At 39.1% G+C, this 19,388-nt stretch carries 19 protein-coding genes; 1 reads left to right on the forward strand and 18 read right to left on the reverse strand.

Annotated elements, in window-relative coordinates:
- Nucleotides 1-135: 135 nt before the first annotated feature.
- Nucleotides 136-1,755, forward strand: a complete 1,620-nt coding sequence (locus I6F40_RS07335; RefSeq protein ID WP_166376734.1) for a M28 family metallopeptidase — start codon at nucleotides 136-138, stop codon at nucleotides 1,753-1,755.
- A gap of 35 nt (nucleotides 1,756-1,790) precedes the next feature.
- Here the strand turns inward: I6F40_RS07335 and I6F40_RS07340 are convergent, their stop codons facing one another.
- From I6F40_RS07340 to pnp, 18 genes are all read right to left on the reverse strand, one after another.
- Entirely contained in the window at nucleotides 1,791-2,738 is a 948-nt protein-coding gene (locus tag I6F40_RS07340) for a PDC sensor domain-containing protein (RefSeq protein WP_166376735.1), read from the reverse strand.
- A gap of 220 nt (nucleotides 2,739-2,958) precedes the next feature.
- Entirely contained in the window at nucleotides 2,959-3,174 is a 216-nt protein-coding gene (locus tag I6F40_RS07345) for an EF-hand domain-containing protein (protein ID WP_024597051.1), read from the reverse strand.
- Between the two features lie 95 nt (nucleotides 3,175-3,269).
- On the reverse strand, nucleotides 3,270-3,476 hold the full coding sequence (locus I6F40_RS07350; RefSeq protein WP_197192709.1) for a calmodulin: 207 nt from the start codon (nucleotides 3,474-3,476) through the stop codon (nucleotides 3,270-3,272).
- A gap of 169 nt (nucleotides 3,477-3,645) precedes the next feature.
- On the reverse strand, nucleotides 3,646-3,858 hold the full coding sequence (locus I6F40_RS07355) for a calmodulin (protein WP_197192710.1): 213 nt from the start codon (nucleotides 3,856-3,858) through the stop codon (nucleotides 3,646-3,648).
- 615 nt (nucleotides 3,859-4,473) lie between these two features.
- Nucleotides 4,474-4,689 (reverse strand): TIGR02450 family Trp-rich protein, encoded by a 216-nt coding sequence (locus I6F40_RS07360; RefSeq protein ID WP_007585532.1) that lies wholly within the window; start codon nucleotides 4,687-4,689, stop codon nucleotides 4,474-4,476.
- A 70-nt stretch (nucleotides 4,690-4,759) separates the two neighbouring features.
- Nucleotides 4,760-5,113, reverse strand: a complete 354-nt coding sequence (locus I6F40_RS07365) for a cupredoxin domain-containing protein (protein ID WP_007378488.1) — start codon at nucleotides 5,111-5,113, stop codon at nucleotides 4,760-4,762.
- Nucleotides 5,114-5,133: 20 nt separating this feature from the next.
- On the reverse strand, nucleotides 5,134-7,380 hold the full coding sequence (locus tag I6F40_RS07370; protein ID WP_166376738.1) for a heavy metal translocating P-type ATPase: 2,247 nt from the start codon (nucleotides 7,378-7,380) through the stop codon (nucleotides 5,134-5,136).
- Nucleotides 7,370-7,813, reverse strand: coding sequence for a MerR family transcriptional regulator (locus I6F40_RS07375; RefSeq protein WP_101217268.1), 444 nt, complete (start codon nucleotides 7,811-7,813; stop codon nucleotides 7,370-7,372). The genes I6F40_RS07370 and I6F40_RS07375 overlap by 11 nt, the downstream gene beginning before the upstream one ends.
- Before the next feature lie 510 nt (nucleotides 7,814-8,323).
- Nucleotides 8,324-8,821 carry a DUF2059 domain-containing protein gene (locus tag I6F40_RS07380; protein WP_166376739.1) on the reverse strand — a complete coding sequence of 166 codons (498 nt, stop codon included), beginning with the start codon at nucleotides 8,819-8,821 and terminating at the stop codon, nucleotides 8,324-8,326.
- Between the two features lie 130 nt (nucleotides 8,822-8,951).
- Nucleotides 8,952-9,284, reverse strand: coding sequence for a Na+/H+ antiporter subunit G (locus I6F40_RS07385; RefSeq protein WP_166376740.1), 333 nt, complete (start codon nucleotides 9,282-9,284; stop codon nucleotides 8,952-8,954).
- A 9-nt stretch (nucleotides 9,285-9,293) separates the two neighbouring features.
- Entirely contained in the window at nucleotides 9,294-9,563 is a 270-nt protein-coding gene (locus tag I6F40_RS07390; RefSeq protein WP_166376741.1) for a K+/H+ antiporter subunit F, read from the reverse strand.
- On the reverse strand, nucleotides 9,557-10,093 hold the full coding sequence (locus I6F40_RS07395) for a Na+/H+ antiporter subunit E (protein ID WP_166376742.1): 537 nt from the start codon (nucleotides 10,091-10,093) through the stop codon (nucleotides 9,557-9,559). The genes I6F40_RS07390 and I6F40_RS07395 overlap by 7 nt, the downstream gene beginning before the upstream one ends.
- Nucleotides 10,093-11,610: a monovalent cation/H+ antiporter subunit D gene (locus tag I6F40_RS07400; protein WP_166376743.1), complete on the reverse strand. Its 1,518-nt coding sequence runs from the start codon at nucleotides 11,608-11,610 to the stop codon at nucleotides 10,093-10,095. The genes I6F40_RS07395 and I6F40_RS07400 overlap by 1 nt, the downstream gene beginning before the upstream one ends.
- Complete coding sequence (locus I6F40_RS07405; RefSeq protein WP_197192711.1) at nucleotides 11,607-11,960, reverse strand: Na+/H+ antiporter subunit C; 354 nt, start codon at nucleotides 11,958-11,960, stop codon at nucleotides 11,607-11,609. Before I6F40_RS07405 ends, I6F40_RS07400 begins: the two co-directional genes overlap by 4 nt.
- Entirely contained in the window at nucleotides 11,960-14,752 is a 2,793-nt protein-coding gene (locus tag I6F40_RS07410; protein WP_197192712.1) for a monovalent cation/H+ antiporter subunit A, read from the reverse strand. The genes I6F40_RS07405 and I6F40_RS07410 overlap by 1 nt, the downstream gene beginning before the upstream one ends.
- A 215-nt stretch (nucleotides 14,753-14,967) precedes the next feature.
- Entirely contained in the window at nucleotides 14,968-16,143 is a 1,176-nt protein-coding gene (locus tag I6F40_RS07415; protein ID WP_197192713.1) for a hypothetical protein, read from the reverse strand.
- The gene (nlpI, locus tag I6F40_RS07420) at nucleotides 16,130-17,008 is read right to left on the reverse strand and encodes a lipoprotein NlpI (protein WP_010554683.1); all 879 of its coding nucleotides are present in this window, start codon (nucleotides 17,006-17,008) and stop codon (nucleotides 16,130-16,132) included. Before nlpI ends, I6F40_RS07415 begins: the two co-directional genes overlap by 14 nt.
- A 141-nt stretch (nucleotides 17,009-17,149) precedes the next feature.
- Complete coding sequence (gene pnp, locus I6F40_RS07425) at nucleotides 17,150-19,276, reverse strand: polyribonucleotide nucleotidyltransferase (RefSeq protein WP_007585511.1); 2,127 nt, start codon at nucleotides 19,274-19,276, stop codon at nucleotides 17,150-17,152.
- Nucleotides 19,277-19,388 lie beyond the last annotated feature (112 nt).

A 19,388-nucleotide genomic window follows, 5' to 3' on the forward strand; every position in this document is an offset into this window, starting at 1 on the left:
AACCAGCTTGCGCTGGTTTTTTACTAATGGCTGATAGCTAATCTGCAATTGCGTGAAAAGTTCTCTATAAAAATTCGACATCGCTGCAGTGCTTCCTTTATATTGAAAGCCCAATTAAATAACAATATGAAGACTATGGCATATACTCTTTTAAAAAGCGCTAGCCTAAGCCTGCTAGTTGCACTCTTTGGCTGCTCAGAGCCTGCAAGCAAACAAACCCCATTAGAAAATACAGCCGGTGTAAGCCTTAGCAATATTAAACAGCATATTAAAACGCTAGCCTCTGATGACTTTCAAGGCCGAGGCCCGCTTACTCATGGCGAAGTGAAAACAGTAGGCTACTTAAGTAAGCAATATAAAGCGCTGGGTTTAACCGGTGCTTATAAAGGTAAATACTTACAGCCTGTAAAAATGGCAATGGTGACTGCTAATCAGGATATGCAGTTAAAGGTAGGTGATTTGAGCTTTGAATCAGGTAAAGACTTTACCGCACGTACCGAGCAACTTCAGCCATTAATTGATGTAAGAAGCTCTGACGTTGTATTTGTTGGCTATGGTATTAATGCGCCAGAATATAAGTGGAATGATTATAAAAATATTGATGTGACGGGTAAAACAGTGGTTGTGCTAGTTAACGATCCAGGCTTTGCTACTCAAAACGATGCCCTTTTTACTGGCAATGCAATGACCTACTACGGTCGCTGGACTTATAAATATGAAGAAGCCGCTCGCCAAGGTGCAAAGGCTGTATTTATTGTTCATGAAACAGCACCTGCGGCATACCCTTGGGGCGTAGTTGAAAGTTCAAACACCGGCACTAAATACACGTTAATGGATAACAATTTAAACGCGTCTAAATTACCGGTTATGGGCTGGCTAACACTTGATGCGACTGAGAAAATGTTTAACGCCGCAAAGCTTAACTATCAAGATTTAAAACAAGCAGCATTAAATGATGACTTTAAAGCGACGCCACTCAACTTAAAAGCAAACCTTGCCTTTAAAAACGAAGTATCGCATGCAAAATCGCATAACGTAGTTGCACAAATTACAGGTAGCGAATCACCTGACGAATACGTTGTTATTAGCGCTCACTGGGACCACTTTGGTACTAAACAAACTGATACTGGCCCTAAGATTTATAACGGCGCAGTAGATAACGCTTCAGGCACTGCAGCCACGCTTGAAATAGCACGCATCATGAGCAAAATGAATAAGCAAAAACCATTTAAACGCTCAATTATTTTTGCTAACTTTACAGCAGAAGAAACGGGGTTAATTGGTTCTGAAGAATTTGCATCGGGTGCGGTTGTACCTACAAAACAAATGGTCGGTCTATTAAATATTGATGGCATGAACGTGCTTGATGGTACTGACTACATCTTACAATACGGTAAAGATTTATCGACAATGGAAAGCTATTTAGCAAAGGCTGCAAAATCACAAGGCCGTGTTGTTAAAATGGATCCTCGTCCGCAAAATGGCTTATTTTTTAGATCTGATCATTTCTCACTTTCTAAGCAAGGCGTGCCTAGTTTATTATTTATGAGCCTGGGCGATACCGATCCTGAGTACATTGCGCATAAGTACCATAAAGAAGCAGACGACTACTCTGCTGATTGGTCGTTAGGTGGTGTTAAGCAAGATATAGATCTTATTGTTGATATAGCCACTCAACTTGCAAACAATGGCGATTGGCCAAAGTGGACGAGCGAGTCTGACTTTAAAGCCAAACGCGCGCAAGATAAACAATAAATAACTATTAATAGTTATGTAATATAAAAATCCTCCTACTTGGAGGATTTTTGTTTTAAACGAGCCCGCATTAATAGCGTTTCGGCCTTTGCCCCTAAGTAAACATAAATAGCCAGTGCAATTAAAAGCCCCACTACTGCAAGCATCATCGCTATTGCAGGCATTAAATATTCCGATTGCCCCAGCGCCGCTTTAAACATAGTTAACAGCGCCTCAATTGATATAGCAATCAACACGGTAGATATAAACCGTGTAATAGTGCGCCGCGTAGATGAGTGCCTAAAAATATCCTTATGCATAAGGATTTCTTCTTCGAGTATTGTTTTACCTAAATCGAATACTGCTAATGCTAGGGTGATGTAAATAATGATACTAAAGGGTTCAAGTGGGTCTGATGAGGTATCTACATGGGTTAATAGCGCGTATATATCATTAAAAACGATATTCAGTAAAAATAATACTAAGCAAAATAAGCACGCAACAATAATACCGTAACCCGCTTTGAAGTAAGGCGACATATTAGCGCGCGCAGTATCACCCATTACAAACTCAATAAGCTGCGTTAAGCTCACATCAACGACCAAGTAATGTTGATTATTAATTGGTTTTTTTAGTTCTTTAATCGCCGATATACATAAATGGTTAGTCGCTATAGAAATGTAGGGATCAGTAAAGCACACTCTATCACTTGCTTTAGCGTTCAAAAAATAGGGGCGCTCGCTTAAATCTTGTTGATTACCACTTTCACCTAGTTTTTTGCTATATGCCCGTTTAAAGCAGACATTATTACCCTGCTGCAAACCTTCTGCATTTAAACAATATTGTAATTCTAAAAATGGGTACTGCTTAATCAGGTAGCGGGTATCACGCTCCTTAGTTAACCCATCCTCAATACTCATCAAAATAGATTCAAGTAAGCTGTGTATTACATGCTCATATTCGTGGTAGCGCTCAACACTACTGATATAACTCATTCGCGCCATTTTAAATACTCATTAACCTAAGTTATAAATAGATTTGCAAGTTTAAAACCAATAATAAAATAACTTAATAATCAGTAACTTAATTAAATTAAAACTCGAGTTTTGCACTATTTTGGTGACTAAACAATAATATATTAAATTAAATGCACAAAAAAGCAGATAAGTATTAATTACTTAGCTGCTTTGTGAGTATGACTGGTAAGGTTCTACATAGAGCTTATTACTGAACCTTCGAAAACTCTTCTTTAGATAACTCGCCATTTCCATCTGTATCTAATTGATCAAAAAGCTGTACTAGTTGCGAGTTTACTTGGGCTTCTGTTTTACTAATTACGCCGTCGCCATCTGTATCAAAAGAATCAAAATCTACCGCAGCAAACGCCGCTGAAGAAGAAGCTAGGGCTACAAGTGCTAGAGTTTTGTGTAATGTTTTCATAATCGTTTCCTTAGGCTTTGAGCCTGATTAGGGGTGACCTGATTAGAGGTAAGAAGTCCTTTTCAAAGATCCTTTAGGAGTAAAGTGTTTATAAATTAATATTCAAAAAAATCATTTTCTGTCGGACCACCGCTACTTTGAACATTTAGCTCGTCAAATTGCTCTATCACTTGCACCGATTCTTCAGCTTGACTAATTGAAGCGCTGTCGTCTGCATCGAGTGTTTCAAAGTCTGTGTTTGCAAATACTACTGACGAAGAAACAATAGCCATAAGTACAAATGTTGATTGTAGCTTTTTCATAATTTAATCCTTCAAAAGTATGCGGTGCCCTAAATAAATTTGCTCTATAGTGCTCTCTAGTCACTTCCTGGTTATTCTTTTTAGTAGGCTCCCTTGCCTACTTAGGTTGTCTTTGGCAACTCAGAATTTAGATAACATTACAGAGCATTAACTGCTTAAGGCTTTAATTTTAGGCCTTAGAAAACTCATCTTCAGATAGCTCACCGTCTTGGTTTGTATCGAGTTCTTCAAATTGGCCTAAAAGTTTTGCATCTATTGATGCTTCGGCTAGGCTAATTGCGCCATTACCATCTACGTCTAGCGTATCAAAATCTGTTGCTGCAAAAGCCGCTGATGAAGAAGCTAGAGCCATTAGTACTAGTGTTGATTGAAATGTTTTCATAATAGTATTCCTTCATTGGGTTGTTGCGATTAAGGCCTTTGGCTTTCATCACGTTTTGCTTAATACACTCTAGGTATTACAACTTCGGTGCCACTTTTTATTTATTATTTAAAAACAATGAGTTAAACGATATAAAACGAGAGAAGCTTAATTTGGGGAGGTGTCATTGTTGCTATTTAGCAACAGTTATTTAACTAAAAACAATAAATCGATATAAATCAATTAGTTAAGTTTAATTAAAAAGACACACTTTTGTTAAAAAGCCAATAAGGGGGGCGTTTGGGTTAGTCTTCAAAATAAACTGAATATGAACATGGAAGTAACATAGGATTTATTCGCGACTATTAAATAATTAATTTACTTATAATCAGTAAGTTATATTGTTTTTGAGATTTATTATAAAAATTTTGGAAGGATATTTTGAAATTAACTGTTTTGTTGCCAAATGGCGAATTACTCAGAAAGAATGTGATATATGAGCTAAGTTATAGCATTGAGTTCATAACTTAATGCGCCGTAAAATATAGGTTCGCTTGAGTTAAGCAAACCTATATCGTGTTCCAGCTATCTGCAAATGTGCCGCTATTGGAGTGAGGTAAATTATGTAGATTTAAACTACTTCCACCCTTGTAGCCACTTTTGGTTATCTTTTAAATCTCGCCAACTAATTGGATATTGATTTTTTGACATAACAGCCTCGGTAATACACTCAATTACATTACCATCTTCATCAAATTCCACCTCAACAATAATGAAGTGTTTTTCTTTATTTATAGAAGGTGTTGCGGTCCATTTACTATTCAATAATTTTTTAGGGTTTAATTTATTCATTTAATATAGCGACTCTTACTCGTAACTTTTATAAGGCAACTATACGACCCCAACACCTACTTAGTTCAGGTTACTGAGCAACTAGCTTGCCCTTATACATTTGCATTTGGCAATGAAAATCATACTCACCGGCTTCAAGCGCGGGTAGTTTAACTGTGTTGCCATCACCCATTGCCAGAGTTTTACTTATATCAAGCTGTGGAAATACCACGGTTTCGGCGCACGGCGCGCTGTCTTTTCTATCAAAGGTAAGTACAACCTCTTTGTTGGCTGCCACTTTAATGTGTCCTGGCTTATAAACACCGTTATCAACGACTATCGTTACTTTGTTGTCATCACTTTGTGTTTGCTCTGGTTTGTATAGCCAAAACCAATAAATAATTGCGGCTATTAACAGTGCACCACCTATATTAATCATCAACATAATGTACTCCTTAGCTTAAATTACGATTTATTTGGTTTGAAAAAACGTAAGCGATTAGCGTTACTTACCACTGTAAGCGATGAAAGTGCCATAGCTGCACCTGCAACAACAGGGTTAAGTAGTATTCCAAAAAATGGATACAACACGCCGGCTGCAATCGGAATACCCGCCACGTTATAAATAAAGGCACCAAATAGGTTCTGTTTAATATTTAAAATAGTTGCACTACTCACTGCAATTGCATCAGCAAGGCCATGTAACGAACCACGCATTAAGGTAATGTCTGCACTTTCTATTGCAACATCGGTACCTGTGCCAATTGCAAACCCTACATCGGCTTGCGCAAGTGCGGGGGCATCGTTAATACCGTCACCTGTCATACCCACTATTTCACCGTTTGCTTGGCGCTTTGTTACTTCGTTTACTTTGTCATCAGGCATGACTTCTGCAATAAAGTCATCAATACCAACTTGCTTAGCAACGGCTTGTGCAGTGGCTTTGTTGTCACCTGTTAGCATAACTAGGTGAATACCTTTATCTTGCAGGCGTTTAATAGCTTCAACTGAATCCTCTTTAATAGGATCTGCTACTGCAATAATAGCTTGGAGCTTATTATTACTTGCAAAATACATGGGCGTTTTAGCATCACTGGCAAGTGTTTGAGCTTGCTCGGTTGCATCATCAACGGCTACATCGTATTTATCCATTAGCGCTTTATTACCAAACAACAATGTTTGCCCGTCAACACTGCCAGTGACACCTTTACCTGTAATTGCGTTAAAGTCGGCTACTTTACTTAAAGTTAACCCCTGCTTTTTAGCGTGTGCCGTAATTGCTTCTGCCAATGGATGCTCTGAGCTACTTTCAAGGCTTGCAACACGTTGCATTACTGTATTTTCATCACTGTTGTTAAACGTAACTACATCGGTAACTTGCGGTGTGCCTTGAGTAATAGTGCCTGTTTTATCTAAAATCATGGTGGTGATTTTAGATGTTGTTTGCAGCGACTCACCATTTCGAATTAATATTCCTGACTCTGCAGCTTTACCAATACCCACCATAACCGACATAGGGGTTGCGAGTCCTAGCGCACAAGGACAAGCAATAATAAGTACAGTGGTTATTGCAACAACGGCATAAGCAATTGATGGCTCAGGTCCAAAGTTTAACCATGCAAGGCCAGCAAGTACTGCAATAATCATGACTGTTGGTACAAATATTCCTGATATAACATCAGCTAAGCGCCCTATTGATGGCTTAGAGTTTTGTGCACGCTTTACCATATTGATAATATTGGCAAGTGTGGTTTCGCTACCAATGTGCGTGGCTTTAAATAATAAAGTGCCACTTTTATTAATACTTCCGGCAACGACTTTGTCGCCCGTTTTTTTGCGGTCGGCCATTGGCTCACCAGTAAGCATTGACTCATCAACCGTACTGCTGCCTTCAATAACATCGCCATCCACAGGGATTTTTTCACCCGGGCGTACGCGTACTTCATCATTTTTTACAACATCACTAATGTCGATGTCTTGCTCTTGCCCATCGCGAATTACGCGTGCAGTTTTTGGTTGCAGGCCAATTAAGCGTTTAATTGCTTGTGAGGTGCGCCCACGTGCTTTTACTTCAAAAGCGAGCCCTAAACTAATTAAACCGATGATCATCGATGATGCTTCAAAATATACGTGTCTTGCAACTTCCGGTAATAAGTTTGGTGCTATTACCACAAACATTGAATACAACCACGCAGTACCTGTACCAAGCGCTATTAATGTATCCATATTGGCAGCATGGTTTTTGAATGCCTGCCATGCACCGTTGTAAAATTGTTTACCTGATATAGCCATAACCACAAGCGTGACTATACCCACTAAAAACCATGCTATTCGTTGTGTGTCGGTGGTCACACTCATGTCAAAAATAAGCCCGTATATCATTAACGGTGCACCGACCCCTAACGCTAATATCATATTACGCATTAGCTTTTTATAATGTGCCTCATCCGACTTTGCTTTTTCATCAAGTGCATCTTGATCAGACTCGTTACTCATTGGCTTAGCTGAATAACCAATGTTTTCGACTGCTTTAATAAGCGTGCTTTCGCAAGCTTTACCTTCTACACGGACAGTACGCTGTGCAAAGTTCATTTCTACATTTTGCGCGCCTTGCACGCTATTAAGGGCTTTTTCAATTTTAGCCACACAACTGCCGCAATTAGCACCCTCAATAATAAAGTTTTGCGCGGTGTCTTTTGTATTAGTCGTCATTACGCTGCTCCTTATTTGCAGAATCGTTTATTGGATCAACAAAAGATTCTATTAAACTACACACGTCACTGGCATTTGCACCATCGGCTGATGTATCCCATTGCTCCAGAGCTGCATGCATTCTGTTTCGTAATTTTAATGTTTCTTGAAATAGTGCTTCGGTTTCTTCTAGGCGTTTAGTAATGAGTTTACGCGTTAACGGACAAGGACAATTCCCCTGCTCTGACTCACCTATAATGTGTTGAATATCTTTGAGTGAAAAACCAAGTTGACGAGAGCTAATAATAAACTTTAAACGCTGCTGGTCTTGCTTTGTATATTCTTGATAGCCATTTTCTTCACTGCGTATTGGATTAAGTAACCCAACACGTGTGTAATGACGAACAGTATCGGCAGTCACGCCCATTAATTTGGCGAGTTGTTTAACATACATAATTTAGCTCCGTCGTGTTTCAGTAGCTTCATAATAAACCTAGGTGCAACACATAGGTCAATGACTATTTTAAAACTAATAAAATAATAACAACTCACTTAATTAAGTGATCTATTTGAGACAAGAAAATAGTGTTGATAACAAGGCAAAGGTTTCGTTATTTAGTTGTTATCATTAGTTGCCCCCTGTATCCATGCAATCGTATATCAAAAATGTTTAACGCAGTTAACGCCGAATTTAATCCCTCAAATTGATTAAGTATTGTTGCTCATTGGTATAGTGACACAAACATAATTAACTTAAGCTGATATCGGGCGTGTATTATCTGGAGGGGAGTAATTCAGGAGAGAAGCGCCTAAGTAAGGCGCGTATTAATCTAAGGGCGTGTTGATCATTGGTGGTTTAATTTACAGCAGTATATTTGGTCTTTAGGCAAGGCAGAGCCTATGTAGTGTGGTTATTCCCCATAAGTAGGCGATAACGCAGCATAAATACCAAACATACGCTGCCCTAGTTTGATTCGCTACGGCTTTGCTCTAATTCGTCGCTTAGTTGCTGCGCTAATGTTTGTATTTTAGGCATAGCATCTTTCATTAAGCTTTGTGACATTTGCATAGACTCTTGCATTACAACAGGCATTTTTTCAAGTATTTTTTGCCCTGTATCTGTTTTATAAAACGCTAACATATCGGCAATTTCTTGCTCACTAAAATATTTGTCGTACACGCTAATCATCATCGGCTGCATTTTGGCCCAGCTCATTTCGGTTTTTAATACCGTCGTCATATCGCCGTAGTATTTATCAAAAATTGCCTGTTCAGAAGGCTTAACGCCCATTTGGTCTGACATGCCTTTCATCATACCTTCAACCTGGCCGTACATAGAGTCAACCATTGAATCTAAATTCATTACACTAATAAGTTCATCTATTTTTTGCTGCTTAGTATTTTGTTCAGCATACAAACTACTAGAAAAAATCAGTAATGATAAAAGTAGTACCTTACCCATAATAATATCCTTCCATATAAATAATCGTTTTATATTTACATTATTAATTAGTCTTGTAAAGGGTACAAGCAATCACTAAAAAGGCCGAATAAAATGAACTTATTCGGCCTTTTATAAATATATTTTTATGCTAATCGTCTTCTACATTATCTAGGCCTTTAGTGCCTTCTTTGGCTTTTAGCTTATGATGAATAGCTGACTTTATTAGCATGTAACCACTAATCGGTGCCGTAATTAGTAAAAATATAGTAATGAGTATTTCTCTAACACTTAGTCCATGCTCTGAATTTGCAAAATAAACCATAGCTGCAATTAACATGCTCGCCATACCCAACGTGGTTGCTTTAGTTGGCCCATGCAAACGCATAAAAAAGTCAGGTAGTTTGATTAAGCCTATTGAGCCAATTAAAATAAACGTACCACCAAATAATAATAATATTGATACAACCCATTCGCTGATCATGTTTTCACCTTATTCAATTATATCGCCACGTAGTAAATACTTACACACTGCAACTGTACTTACAAAACCAAGCATGGCAATCAATAGTGCAGCTTCAAAATAGAGCCCTGTATCCATACTAATGCTGTATAAAATAATCAGTGCAATAACGTTAATGTACATTGTGTCGAGCGCTAAAACGCGATCAGGCACTGATGGACCAATAATCAATCGCCATAAATTAAGTAATAAAGATAAGCCAATCATCGAAAATACAATGAGTAATACAGTGTCTAACATTGAAATATCTCCTTTAGTGGAGCTTCGTAGCGTTGTTTTATTTGTTTGATAAGTGCTTCTTCATCTTTAAGGTCAAGCACATGTATTAGTAAGTAGCGTTGTGTTGGCTCTTTACCTTCAGGTAACGATTCAGCAATTGGGTAAACCTCTGCACTCACTGTACCGGGTGTAAGCGATACACTACTGGCTAATATGGTAATTGGCATGTCATGAGTTAAATCTATCGGTACTTTTATAAAGGCCGGACGTAAATTTTTAGATGGCCCGAGTATAAGTAAAGCCACCTGTAAATTTGCAATAATAATATCGTAAAGCACAATAAGTAACTGCTTAAGCGCCAAGCCAGGCTTTAAAATAAGCGGCTGAGGTTCGCGAAGTGAAAAGCTTAATAAAGGTATAAATATAGCAAATATAGTCGCTAGTACTAAGTGCCCTACCGACACGCTATTGTTTAACAACAACCATACCATAAACAAAAATAAGCTACGAAATGGCGTTGGTAACCAACGAAAACGGGCTTGTAATCTCATCACATGCCTCCTTTAAGTACAGCGTTAATACCGCCGCTTATATCATGTAACTGAGTAGCAGCACCTAGCATGTAGTCACTTATTGGTCCGCCAAAAATAACTAACAATGGCGAACACGCAAGTAAACCTATAATCACAGTTATCTGCAACGGGTGTGCATTTGCACAATCTGCGTTTTCGCTGTTTTTACTTTTATGCTCCCAAAACAAGGTCGTGCCAGCACGCGAAAGCGCTATTAACAACGCAAAGCTTGTTACTAAATATACAGGCCAAAACAGTAAAGCTTGCTCACTATTTAATGTAGCTTTAAGTATCCAAATTTTACCTACAAAGCCTGATAGTGGCGGCATACCAACTACCGTTAAAGCTGCAACAATAAAGCACACACCTAATAAAAATGGTTGTTTAACAGAGCGACCCGCTACTAGCCTATCGCCAACTTTACCGCGCTGCGTAGAAACAAGGTCTGCTAATAAAAATAGTGCGGCACTAACAAGTGTTGAATGCACTAAATAATATAAAAGTGCAGCAGTGGCATTTACATTTTGTAATGCAATTAGTGCAACCAACGTACCTACCGATACTAAGACTAAGTTAGAGGTGAGTTTACGTAAGTCTTGCGCTGCCATAACACCAATGGCACCCACTATAATGGTTGCAATTGCTAAGCCCCAAAGCCAAGGCTGCGCCATATGTTCAAGCGCTCCGGCTTGTTCGCCAAATATCACCGTGTAAACACGAAGCATGGCGTAAACGCCTACTTTGGTCATAATCGCAAATAATGCAGCAACCACAGGTTTAGCACTTGAATACGTATTTGGAAGCCATAAATGCAGAGGTAATAGTGCGGCCTTTAAAGCAAATACAATGAGTAGTAATAAACCACCTGCTTTTGCTAGGTATACATCATCGCCCGAAAGCTCTGATACTTTTTGTGCCATATCTGCAATATTAAGCGTACCAAGCACACCGTATAAAATACCCAAACCGATTAAAAATACGCTTGAGCCAACTAAATTTAATATTACATATTGCAGTGCAGCACGGGTGTTTTGTTTATCACCTGCGTGCATTAACAATGCATATGATGCAATCAGTAACACTTCAAAAAATACAAATAGGTTAAATAAATCACCAGTTAAAAACGCGCCATTTACACCCAGTATTAAAAAATGAACAAGTGGATGATAAAAGCTGCCTTTTTCGTCATCGCCAGCACTACCATATAAAATAGCGCCCAAACCTAAAAATGAAGTTAACGTAACTAATAAGGTAGACAACATATCAGCGACTAAGACTATCCCAAATGGTGCAGACCAATTACCAATAGCGTAAACATTAATACCCGTATTATTAATATGCGTAAGTAAAAGCACACTAATAGCGAAAGTAGCTATTGCCATTACAATTGAAACTAAGCGGCGAACTTTAACGCTTTTACCACATGGCGGAAGCAGTAAAATAACTGCGGTCAGCATAGGTAATAAAATAGGTAACGAAGCTAAATGTTGGATCATTTTTGCTCCTTATTATCTGCTGAGGTACTAGGCACATAACCATCAACATGGTCACTACCTAAATCGGCGCGCCCGCGTATTGCCAAAATAACCACAAATGCGGTCATCGCAAAACCAATCACTATTGCAGTTAGTACTAATGCCTGAGGTAGAGGATCGGCGTATTCTGTGCCAGTACCAAGTACTACCGCTTTATTAATAGTAAGGCGACCTGCTGAAAACAAAAATAAGTTAACAGCGTATGAAATCATAGTAAGCCCAAGTACTACAGGGAACGTACGAGCTCTTAGCAGTAAAAACACACCGCAACTGACCAATACTCCAACGCAAGATGCGTACAATAATTCCATTAAATATTTACCTCTTTTTTCTGGGTATCTGCTGTCATATTACCTAAGCTTGCTAAAATCATTAACGTAGCGCCTACAACAGTTAAGTAAACACCTAGGTCAAATGCAATCGCGCTGGCAAGCTCTGTTTTACCGACAAACGGAATATCAAAGTAGTCAAACCAAGTTGTTAAAAATGGCTTATCGAAGAACCAACTACCCACACCTGTAAACAAAGAAATACCAATGCCTGAAGCTATAATTTTGCGATAATTAACATCAAAACGTTCGTTAATCCATGCCGTACCATGCGCCATGTATTGCAAAATAAACGCGATTGATGTTACCAGTCCTGCAATAAAGCCACCACCAGGTAAGTTATGCCCGCGTAAGAAAATATATGCAGAAACCAATAACGCAAGCGGTAATAAACTTTGTGAAATACTCGCCAGTAATATTGGATGACGTTCTTTAGCCCATGGGCGCCCTTCGCTGTCGCTCGCTGGCATAAATAATGGAATTCGAGAAAGTACTTTAAATATACCTAATGCGGCAATACCTAATACGGTAATTTCTCCAAGCGTATCAAAGCCCCTAAAGTCGACTAAAATAACGTTAACTACGTTGGTACCACCGCCACCTATTTTAGCGTTAGCAATAAAGAAGTCTGAGATTGAATCTAATGGACGTGTAAGTAATGCGTAACAAATACTCGCTATCACTACACCTAGTGTAGAGGCTATTGCTAAGTCTCGAAGTACGCGTAATGAACTTGATTCTTTTGGCGTATGCTGAGGCAAGAAAAACAATGCCAGCATAAGTAAAATAATAGTAACAACCTCAACAGTTAGCTGCGTAAGCGCTAAATCTGGAGCAGAAAAGCGTGTAAATACAACCGACACCATTAATCCTACAATTGAGAGCATTAATAGCGATACCATTCGAGAGCGATGCCAAATAACGGTGGCAAGAGCACCAATAATCAATAAGCCTGCACCAATTGCATTGTGCACATCAACAGGCGTAAGTGGCATGCTACCGGCAAGTTGTTGCATTTCAAATAATGGCCAACCCGCACACAGCAATACTACTGCTAACATAATTACAAGATAGCGCTGCAACGATCCATTTTCTATACTGCTTACCTTGGACTGGCACCAAGCAATAATACTTAAAATTACACGTTCAAAGGTTTTTTTAGCGTTAAGAGGTGGTAATGATGCTTGAAATTGGAATAGATATTTACGATTAATATAAATAAATAAGCCGCCAGCAATCGCCATCGCACTCATTAGTAGAGGCAAGTTAAACCCATGCCAGATAGCCAATTCGTACACTGGCATTTCTTTTCCAAGTACAGCTAAAGACGCCGCAGATAAAATGCCATCAATTGTAAAGTGCGGGAACATACCCACTAACAAACAAATCACAACGAGTATTTCTATTGGTACACGCATATAGCGCGGTGGCTCATGCGGCGTACGAGGTAAATCAATTGGTTCACCATTAAAAAACACGTCATGAATAAAGCGTGCTGAGTACGCAACAGCTAATGCACCTGCAACAGTTGCCAGTACTGGAATTAACCACGACATAGAACCAAGCACTTGCTGGTGTAGCGTTTCTGCAAAAAACATTTCTTTAGACAAGAAGCCATTTAGTAAAGGAACTCCTGCCATTGCAGCCGCCGCGACCATCGCAAGCGTTGCAGTGTATGGTAAGTATCGCCACATACCATTTAATTTACGCATATCGCGCGTGCCCGTTTCGTGATCAATAATACCAACGGCCATAAATAACGACGCTTTAAATGTTGCATGGTTAATTATGTGAAAAATAGCAGCAACAGTCGCAAGCTCAGTATCAAGTCCGAGTAATAGCGTTATTAAACCCAAATGGCTTATTGTTGAATAGGCTAACAAGCCTTTTAAGTCGTGTTTGAATAGTGCTATATAAGCGCCAAACAACAGCGTAGCTAAACCCGTTAACCCAACGAGCAAGAACCAAGTATCGGTGCCTGCCAAAGCAGGATGAAAACGTGCTAACAAAAATATACCGGCTTTTACCATCGTCGCAGAATGTAAATACGCGCTTACTGGCGTAGGCGCTGCCATTGCATGAGGAAGCCAAAAGTGAAATGGAAATTGTGCCGATTTAGTAAACGCACCCAGTAGCACCAATACCAATGCTACTTCGTATAAATCATGAGATTGAATTATTGCTTTACTCGCTAGAATAACATCTAGGTCGTAACTACCAACAATATCACCTAATAGCATCAATCCAGCAAGTAACGCTAAGCCGCCCGCGCCTGTTACAGCAAGCGCCATACGTGCGCCTTTTCGCGCTTCTGATTTATGCCACCAAAAACTAATTAATAAAAATGAGCTGATGCTCGTTAATTCCCAAAACAACCACAGTTGAATGACGTTGTTAGACATAACAATACCAAGCATTGCAGTCATAAATAGCATTAAGTAACTATATAACTTAGCCATTGAGTCATTAGCGCTTAGGTAATAACGCGTGTAGAGGATAACGAGCAAGCCTATGCCTAAAATCATAAACATAAACAATAAACTGAGGCCGTCTAACCGCAGAGACAAATCGAGTCCTATTGACGGGATCCAAGCTAAAGAATAACGAATGGTTTCGCCCGCTAAAACGGCAGGTGCATGGTATAAAGTAATCCCCAAAGCCGTCAAAGGCGCAAGAGCCGTTAAACTAGTGCTTAAATTGCGGGATAACTTACCTGTGCATGCAGAAATAACACTGCCAATTAAGGATAACAAGGGTATCCAGAGCAAAGTCATAATGTAGGGCCTTTTATTATCATAAGTTTATCAGGGCATCTCTTTTTAATACTAAGTGATGCTTTTACTGCCTGTTTTTAAACGACATTAATGACTATAGTTATACTGAAAAACACTGATTTTGTCTATAAAAAGCGGTTCTGTATGGGTGTTTTTTAAACAAGAACTAACAATTTATTAAGCCTAAAAAAACAATTAATTAATACTGATAATTGTTAATTTAATATGGCCTTATTTGCAAATGTAAGCGCGCCAGGGTGACGATGAAAGTTACCATTGGTCATATCTAAATGTTTCAACCAAAGTTGTCTATACTGCGCTGAGAGCCCTAACTGCTGATATTGCATAATAGACCAATTTTCACTAGGTTTATAAGCAATACCCCCTATCTGGCAACTCTTTGCTTTATGCCAACCTGTTGGCGGCGACTCACCATGAGAAATAAATAAATTAGGTGCAACAAAACCCGTTTTTGCACACAACCATGCTTGCTTAGTTTTAGGCAAAGCGTATTCATCTTCAAAACCGTTAAAATGCATCAGCTCATGCAAAAATATACTGTATTTTGCTTTTGAGTTTATTAGCATTGTTCCCTTCGTGACATTAGCCGTTCCATCTTTAGGCATCATCACTATAAAATCAAAATTGTTAGGAAGCTGGCTATTAAGTTTAGATAATTGCCAGTCACACTTTGCTATTTGACTAGTACTACTTTTACACTCAAGCATACCCGCAACGTAAACGGGTTTTGAAAAGCAAAAAATATTTTCACGGGGCTCTGGTTGTTTATTATAAGCATTAATAAACTCTGTAAGTTTATATAAGCCACTACGATGATCGCTCATAGTCAGCACGTTAAACATACATTGCTTATTAGGTTTGCTTATATTTCTTAAAGATGAAAAACCGAGATCGTGGATAAACGCGGTAGATATTTTACTCTGTGGTGTTTTTAACTGAAGTTTTAGATGATTTAGCACATCCCCTGCTGGTAATTTGTTTTTACTAGCGAGTAACTCTAAATCGCTCCAACGTGATTGCTCAAGTAACTTTGTTGCTAATATTTTACGCTCTGGGATTGTTAAGTCATTTATAGCGGAGAGCCAAAATTGTTTTGCAGTATCACTCTGACTGCTTTTAATAAGCTTAAGAGAATACATATATTGTGCTGAGGAAATTTTACTGCGAGCAAGTATAGCTAAAGAGGTCTTTGGTAACTGCTCTAGGTGATCAGAAAAATAAGCTGGTGAATTCCAATAACTTTGTAGAACATTGGCTTTTGTATTTAAAACATGCCAAAAGCCAATAGCGCCAAGGTGATTACTCGAGCCTGTAATTAACAAACAACATAGTAATACACCTATTAATTTAAAACGCTTAACTTGCGTCAACACCTTCCATCAACTCAAGTTCTAAACGCGCATATTTGTACTCAATAAACTCATGTACATTGGTTGCTAGCGCAAGCCTAAAATAGTCTGATGCTAAGTACAGCTCACCAGCTGCTTGATGCATTTTGGCTAAGTAAAAATAAGCTTCACATAAACGTTGCGCATACTCTTGCTCAGTTCTTACACCATCACTAATGCCTGATAAAAATGCATGTTCACTCATATCCCCCGTATAAAGAGAAATTAACTGATACGCCCATTGTGAATCATCAAGCGCAGTCGCATTTTGTTTAAGTGCATCAAGTGCGATTACTTTATCCTCTTGTGCCTGGGCTAAATAAACCCATAAAACACGGTACGGATCGTTAGGAGAACGGGCTAAAAACTCGTTAAAGTCATTTTTAGCAAGGCCTGCTCTATCGCCGTAATACAGTGCGATACCTCGATTCAAATAGGCGTATTCATGCTCTTCATCAAGTTCTAGAGCTGAATCGAAAAACTCATAGGCTTTTTCGTACTGCTGCATAAGCGTATGTTGAATACCTAAAAAATTATACACTTCAGCTAAATCAGGCTTAAGTTTTACTGCGCGGTTAAAATCAATACGCGAAAGAGTGGTCATACCTAGACTATCGAAAAGTACACCACGGTCGTAATAAAGCTTAGCTTGTTGCTCTTCGCTTAAGTCAGCCCTATTCAATAACTCTGAGTAGCGTGCAATAGCAATTTCACTTCTAAAGTCAGAGGCTAAAGGTGCAGTAAATGGCACATTAACAATCGGGGTTGGTTCTGATTCTGTTGTAGTTTGGCAAGCGCTTAAAGACAAAATAGCAAAAGATGCCAAAGCTAAATGTTTGAGTATCATTAAAATCCTTAATACCAAGATATATCGCGATTAATATAAGACAGACCTTGTCCAATAAGGTTTCATTAAAGCATAAAAAAAGGGGCTAAACAGCCCCTTTTTTATCATCTAGCTAATATAACTAGATTAATAAGTTAACAATTACGCGTCAGTTGGCGCGTCAGCTGCAGGTGCTGCTGATTCCATTGCTTCTTTAATACTTAGACGTACACGGCCTTGGCGATCTACTTCTAGTACTTTAACTTTAACTTCTTGACCTTCAGAAAGGTGATCAGCCACGTTATTAACGCGCTCAGTACTAATTTGAGAAATATGTACTAGACCATCTTTACCAGGAAGAATGTTTACAAACGCACCGAAATCAACAATACGTACAACTTTACCTTCGTAGATAGTACCTACTTCAAGTTCAGCTGTTAATTGCTCAATACGGCTAATTGCATTAGCTGCACTTTCGCCATCTGTAGCGGCAATTTTAATTGTACCGTCGTCACCGATTTCAATCGTTGTACCTGTTTCTTCAGTAAGCTGACGAATAGTTGCGCCACCTTTACCAATAACTTCAGCGATTTTCTTCTGTGGGATTTTCATTGTGTATATGCGAGGAGCAAACATTGATAGCTCTTCAGAAGGAGCAGAAATTGCTTCATCCATCACTTCTAAGATATGTAAACGTGCAGCTTTTGCTTGTTTAAGCGCAATTTGCATGATTTCTTGAGTGATACCTTCGATTTTGATATCCATTTGAAGTGCAGTGATACCTGCAGCTGTACCAGCAACTTTAAAGTCCATGTCACCTAAGTGATCTTCATCACCTAAGATGTCAGAAAGAACAACGAATTTATCGTCTTCTTTAACTAGACCCATCGCAATACCGGCAACAGACGCTTTAATTGGTACACCCGCATTCATAAGTGCAAGTGAAGTACCACATACAGAAGCCATTGAAGATGAACCGTTTGATTCAGTGATTTCAGATACTACACGGATTGAATATGGGAATTCAGTCAATGTTGGCATTACAGCAGCAATACCACGCTTAGCAAGGTTACCATGGCCGATTTCACGACGCTTAGGAGAACCAACAAAACCAGTTTCACCTACACAGAATGGAGGGAAGTTGTAGTTAAGCATAAAGTGGTTTTTATGAGTACCAGTTAAATCGTCGATTAACTGTGAATCACGTTCTGTACCAAGTGTAGCTGTTACTAACGCTTGAGTTTCGCCACGAGTAAAGATAGCAGAACCGTGAGTACGTGGTAATACGCCTGTCATTACATCTAGTGCACGAATCATATCTGGTTCACGACCATCGATACGTTTTTCGCCAGAAGCGATACGGCCACGAACGATTTTCTTCTCAAGTGAACCGAAGATTTTACCAATTTCTTGCTTATCTAAAGACTCGCCTTCAGCAAGTTCAGCTGTTAACACTGCAACAACTTCATCTTTAGCTACGCCAAGTGCTTCTTTACGCGCTACTTTATCAGTGATTAAGTAAGCTGCGCCTACTTTATCAGCAGCAATTGCTGCAACTTTATCTTCTAGTGCAACGTTTTTAGCTGGTGCAGTCCAATCCCAAGTAGGCTTGCCTGCTTCTGCTTTAAATTCTTCGATTGCAGTGATGATCGCTTGAGATTGCTCATGACCATATACAACAGCGCCAAGCATTACGTCTTCTGCAAGTACGTTAGCTTCTGATTCAACCATAAGTACCGCTTTATCAGTACCGGCTACCACTAAATCAAGTTGGCTTTCTTCAAGCTCTTTTAATGTAGGGTTAAGTACGTATTCGCCGTTGATGTAACCAACGCGAGATGCACCAATTGGACCACTGAACGGGATACCAGAGATAGCAAGTGCTGCTGAAGTACCAATCATCGCAACCATATCAGGTTGGATTTCAGGGTTGACAGAAACAACAGTAGCAATAACTTGTACTTCGTTTACAAAACCGCTTGGGAAAAGTGGACGAATTGGACGGTCAATAAGACGTGCAATAAGTGTTTCGCCATCGTTAGGACGACCTTCACGCTTTAAGAAACCACCTGGGATACGACCAGCAGCGTACATACGCTCTTGGTAGTTAACTGTTAGTGGGAAAAAGTCTTGGCCAGGTTGTGCTTCACGCTTACCAACAACAGTTACTAAAACTGAAGTGTCGCCAATGCTTGCAAGTACAGCGCCGTCTGCTTGACGAGCGATTGCACCAGTTTCTAGAGTCACTGTATGTTGACCTAGTTTGAATTCTTTAATAATTGCTTGCACTTAAAATATTCCTTAAATGTATTCTAATAAGTTGTCATCAAAGTACCAATTACAGTACATAATTGTATTCAGTTGGAAATCAATTAAGTACTACAATTGGCAATGATGTGAA

This window comes from Pseudoalteromonas sp. SWXJ133 (assembly GCF_015864365.1).
Lineage (GTDB): Bacteria > Pseudomonadota > Gammaproteobacteria > Enterobacterales > Alteromonadaceae > Pseudoalteromonas > Pseudoalteromonas arctica.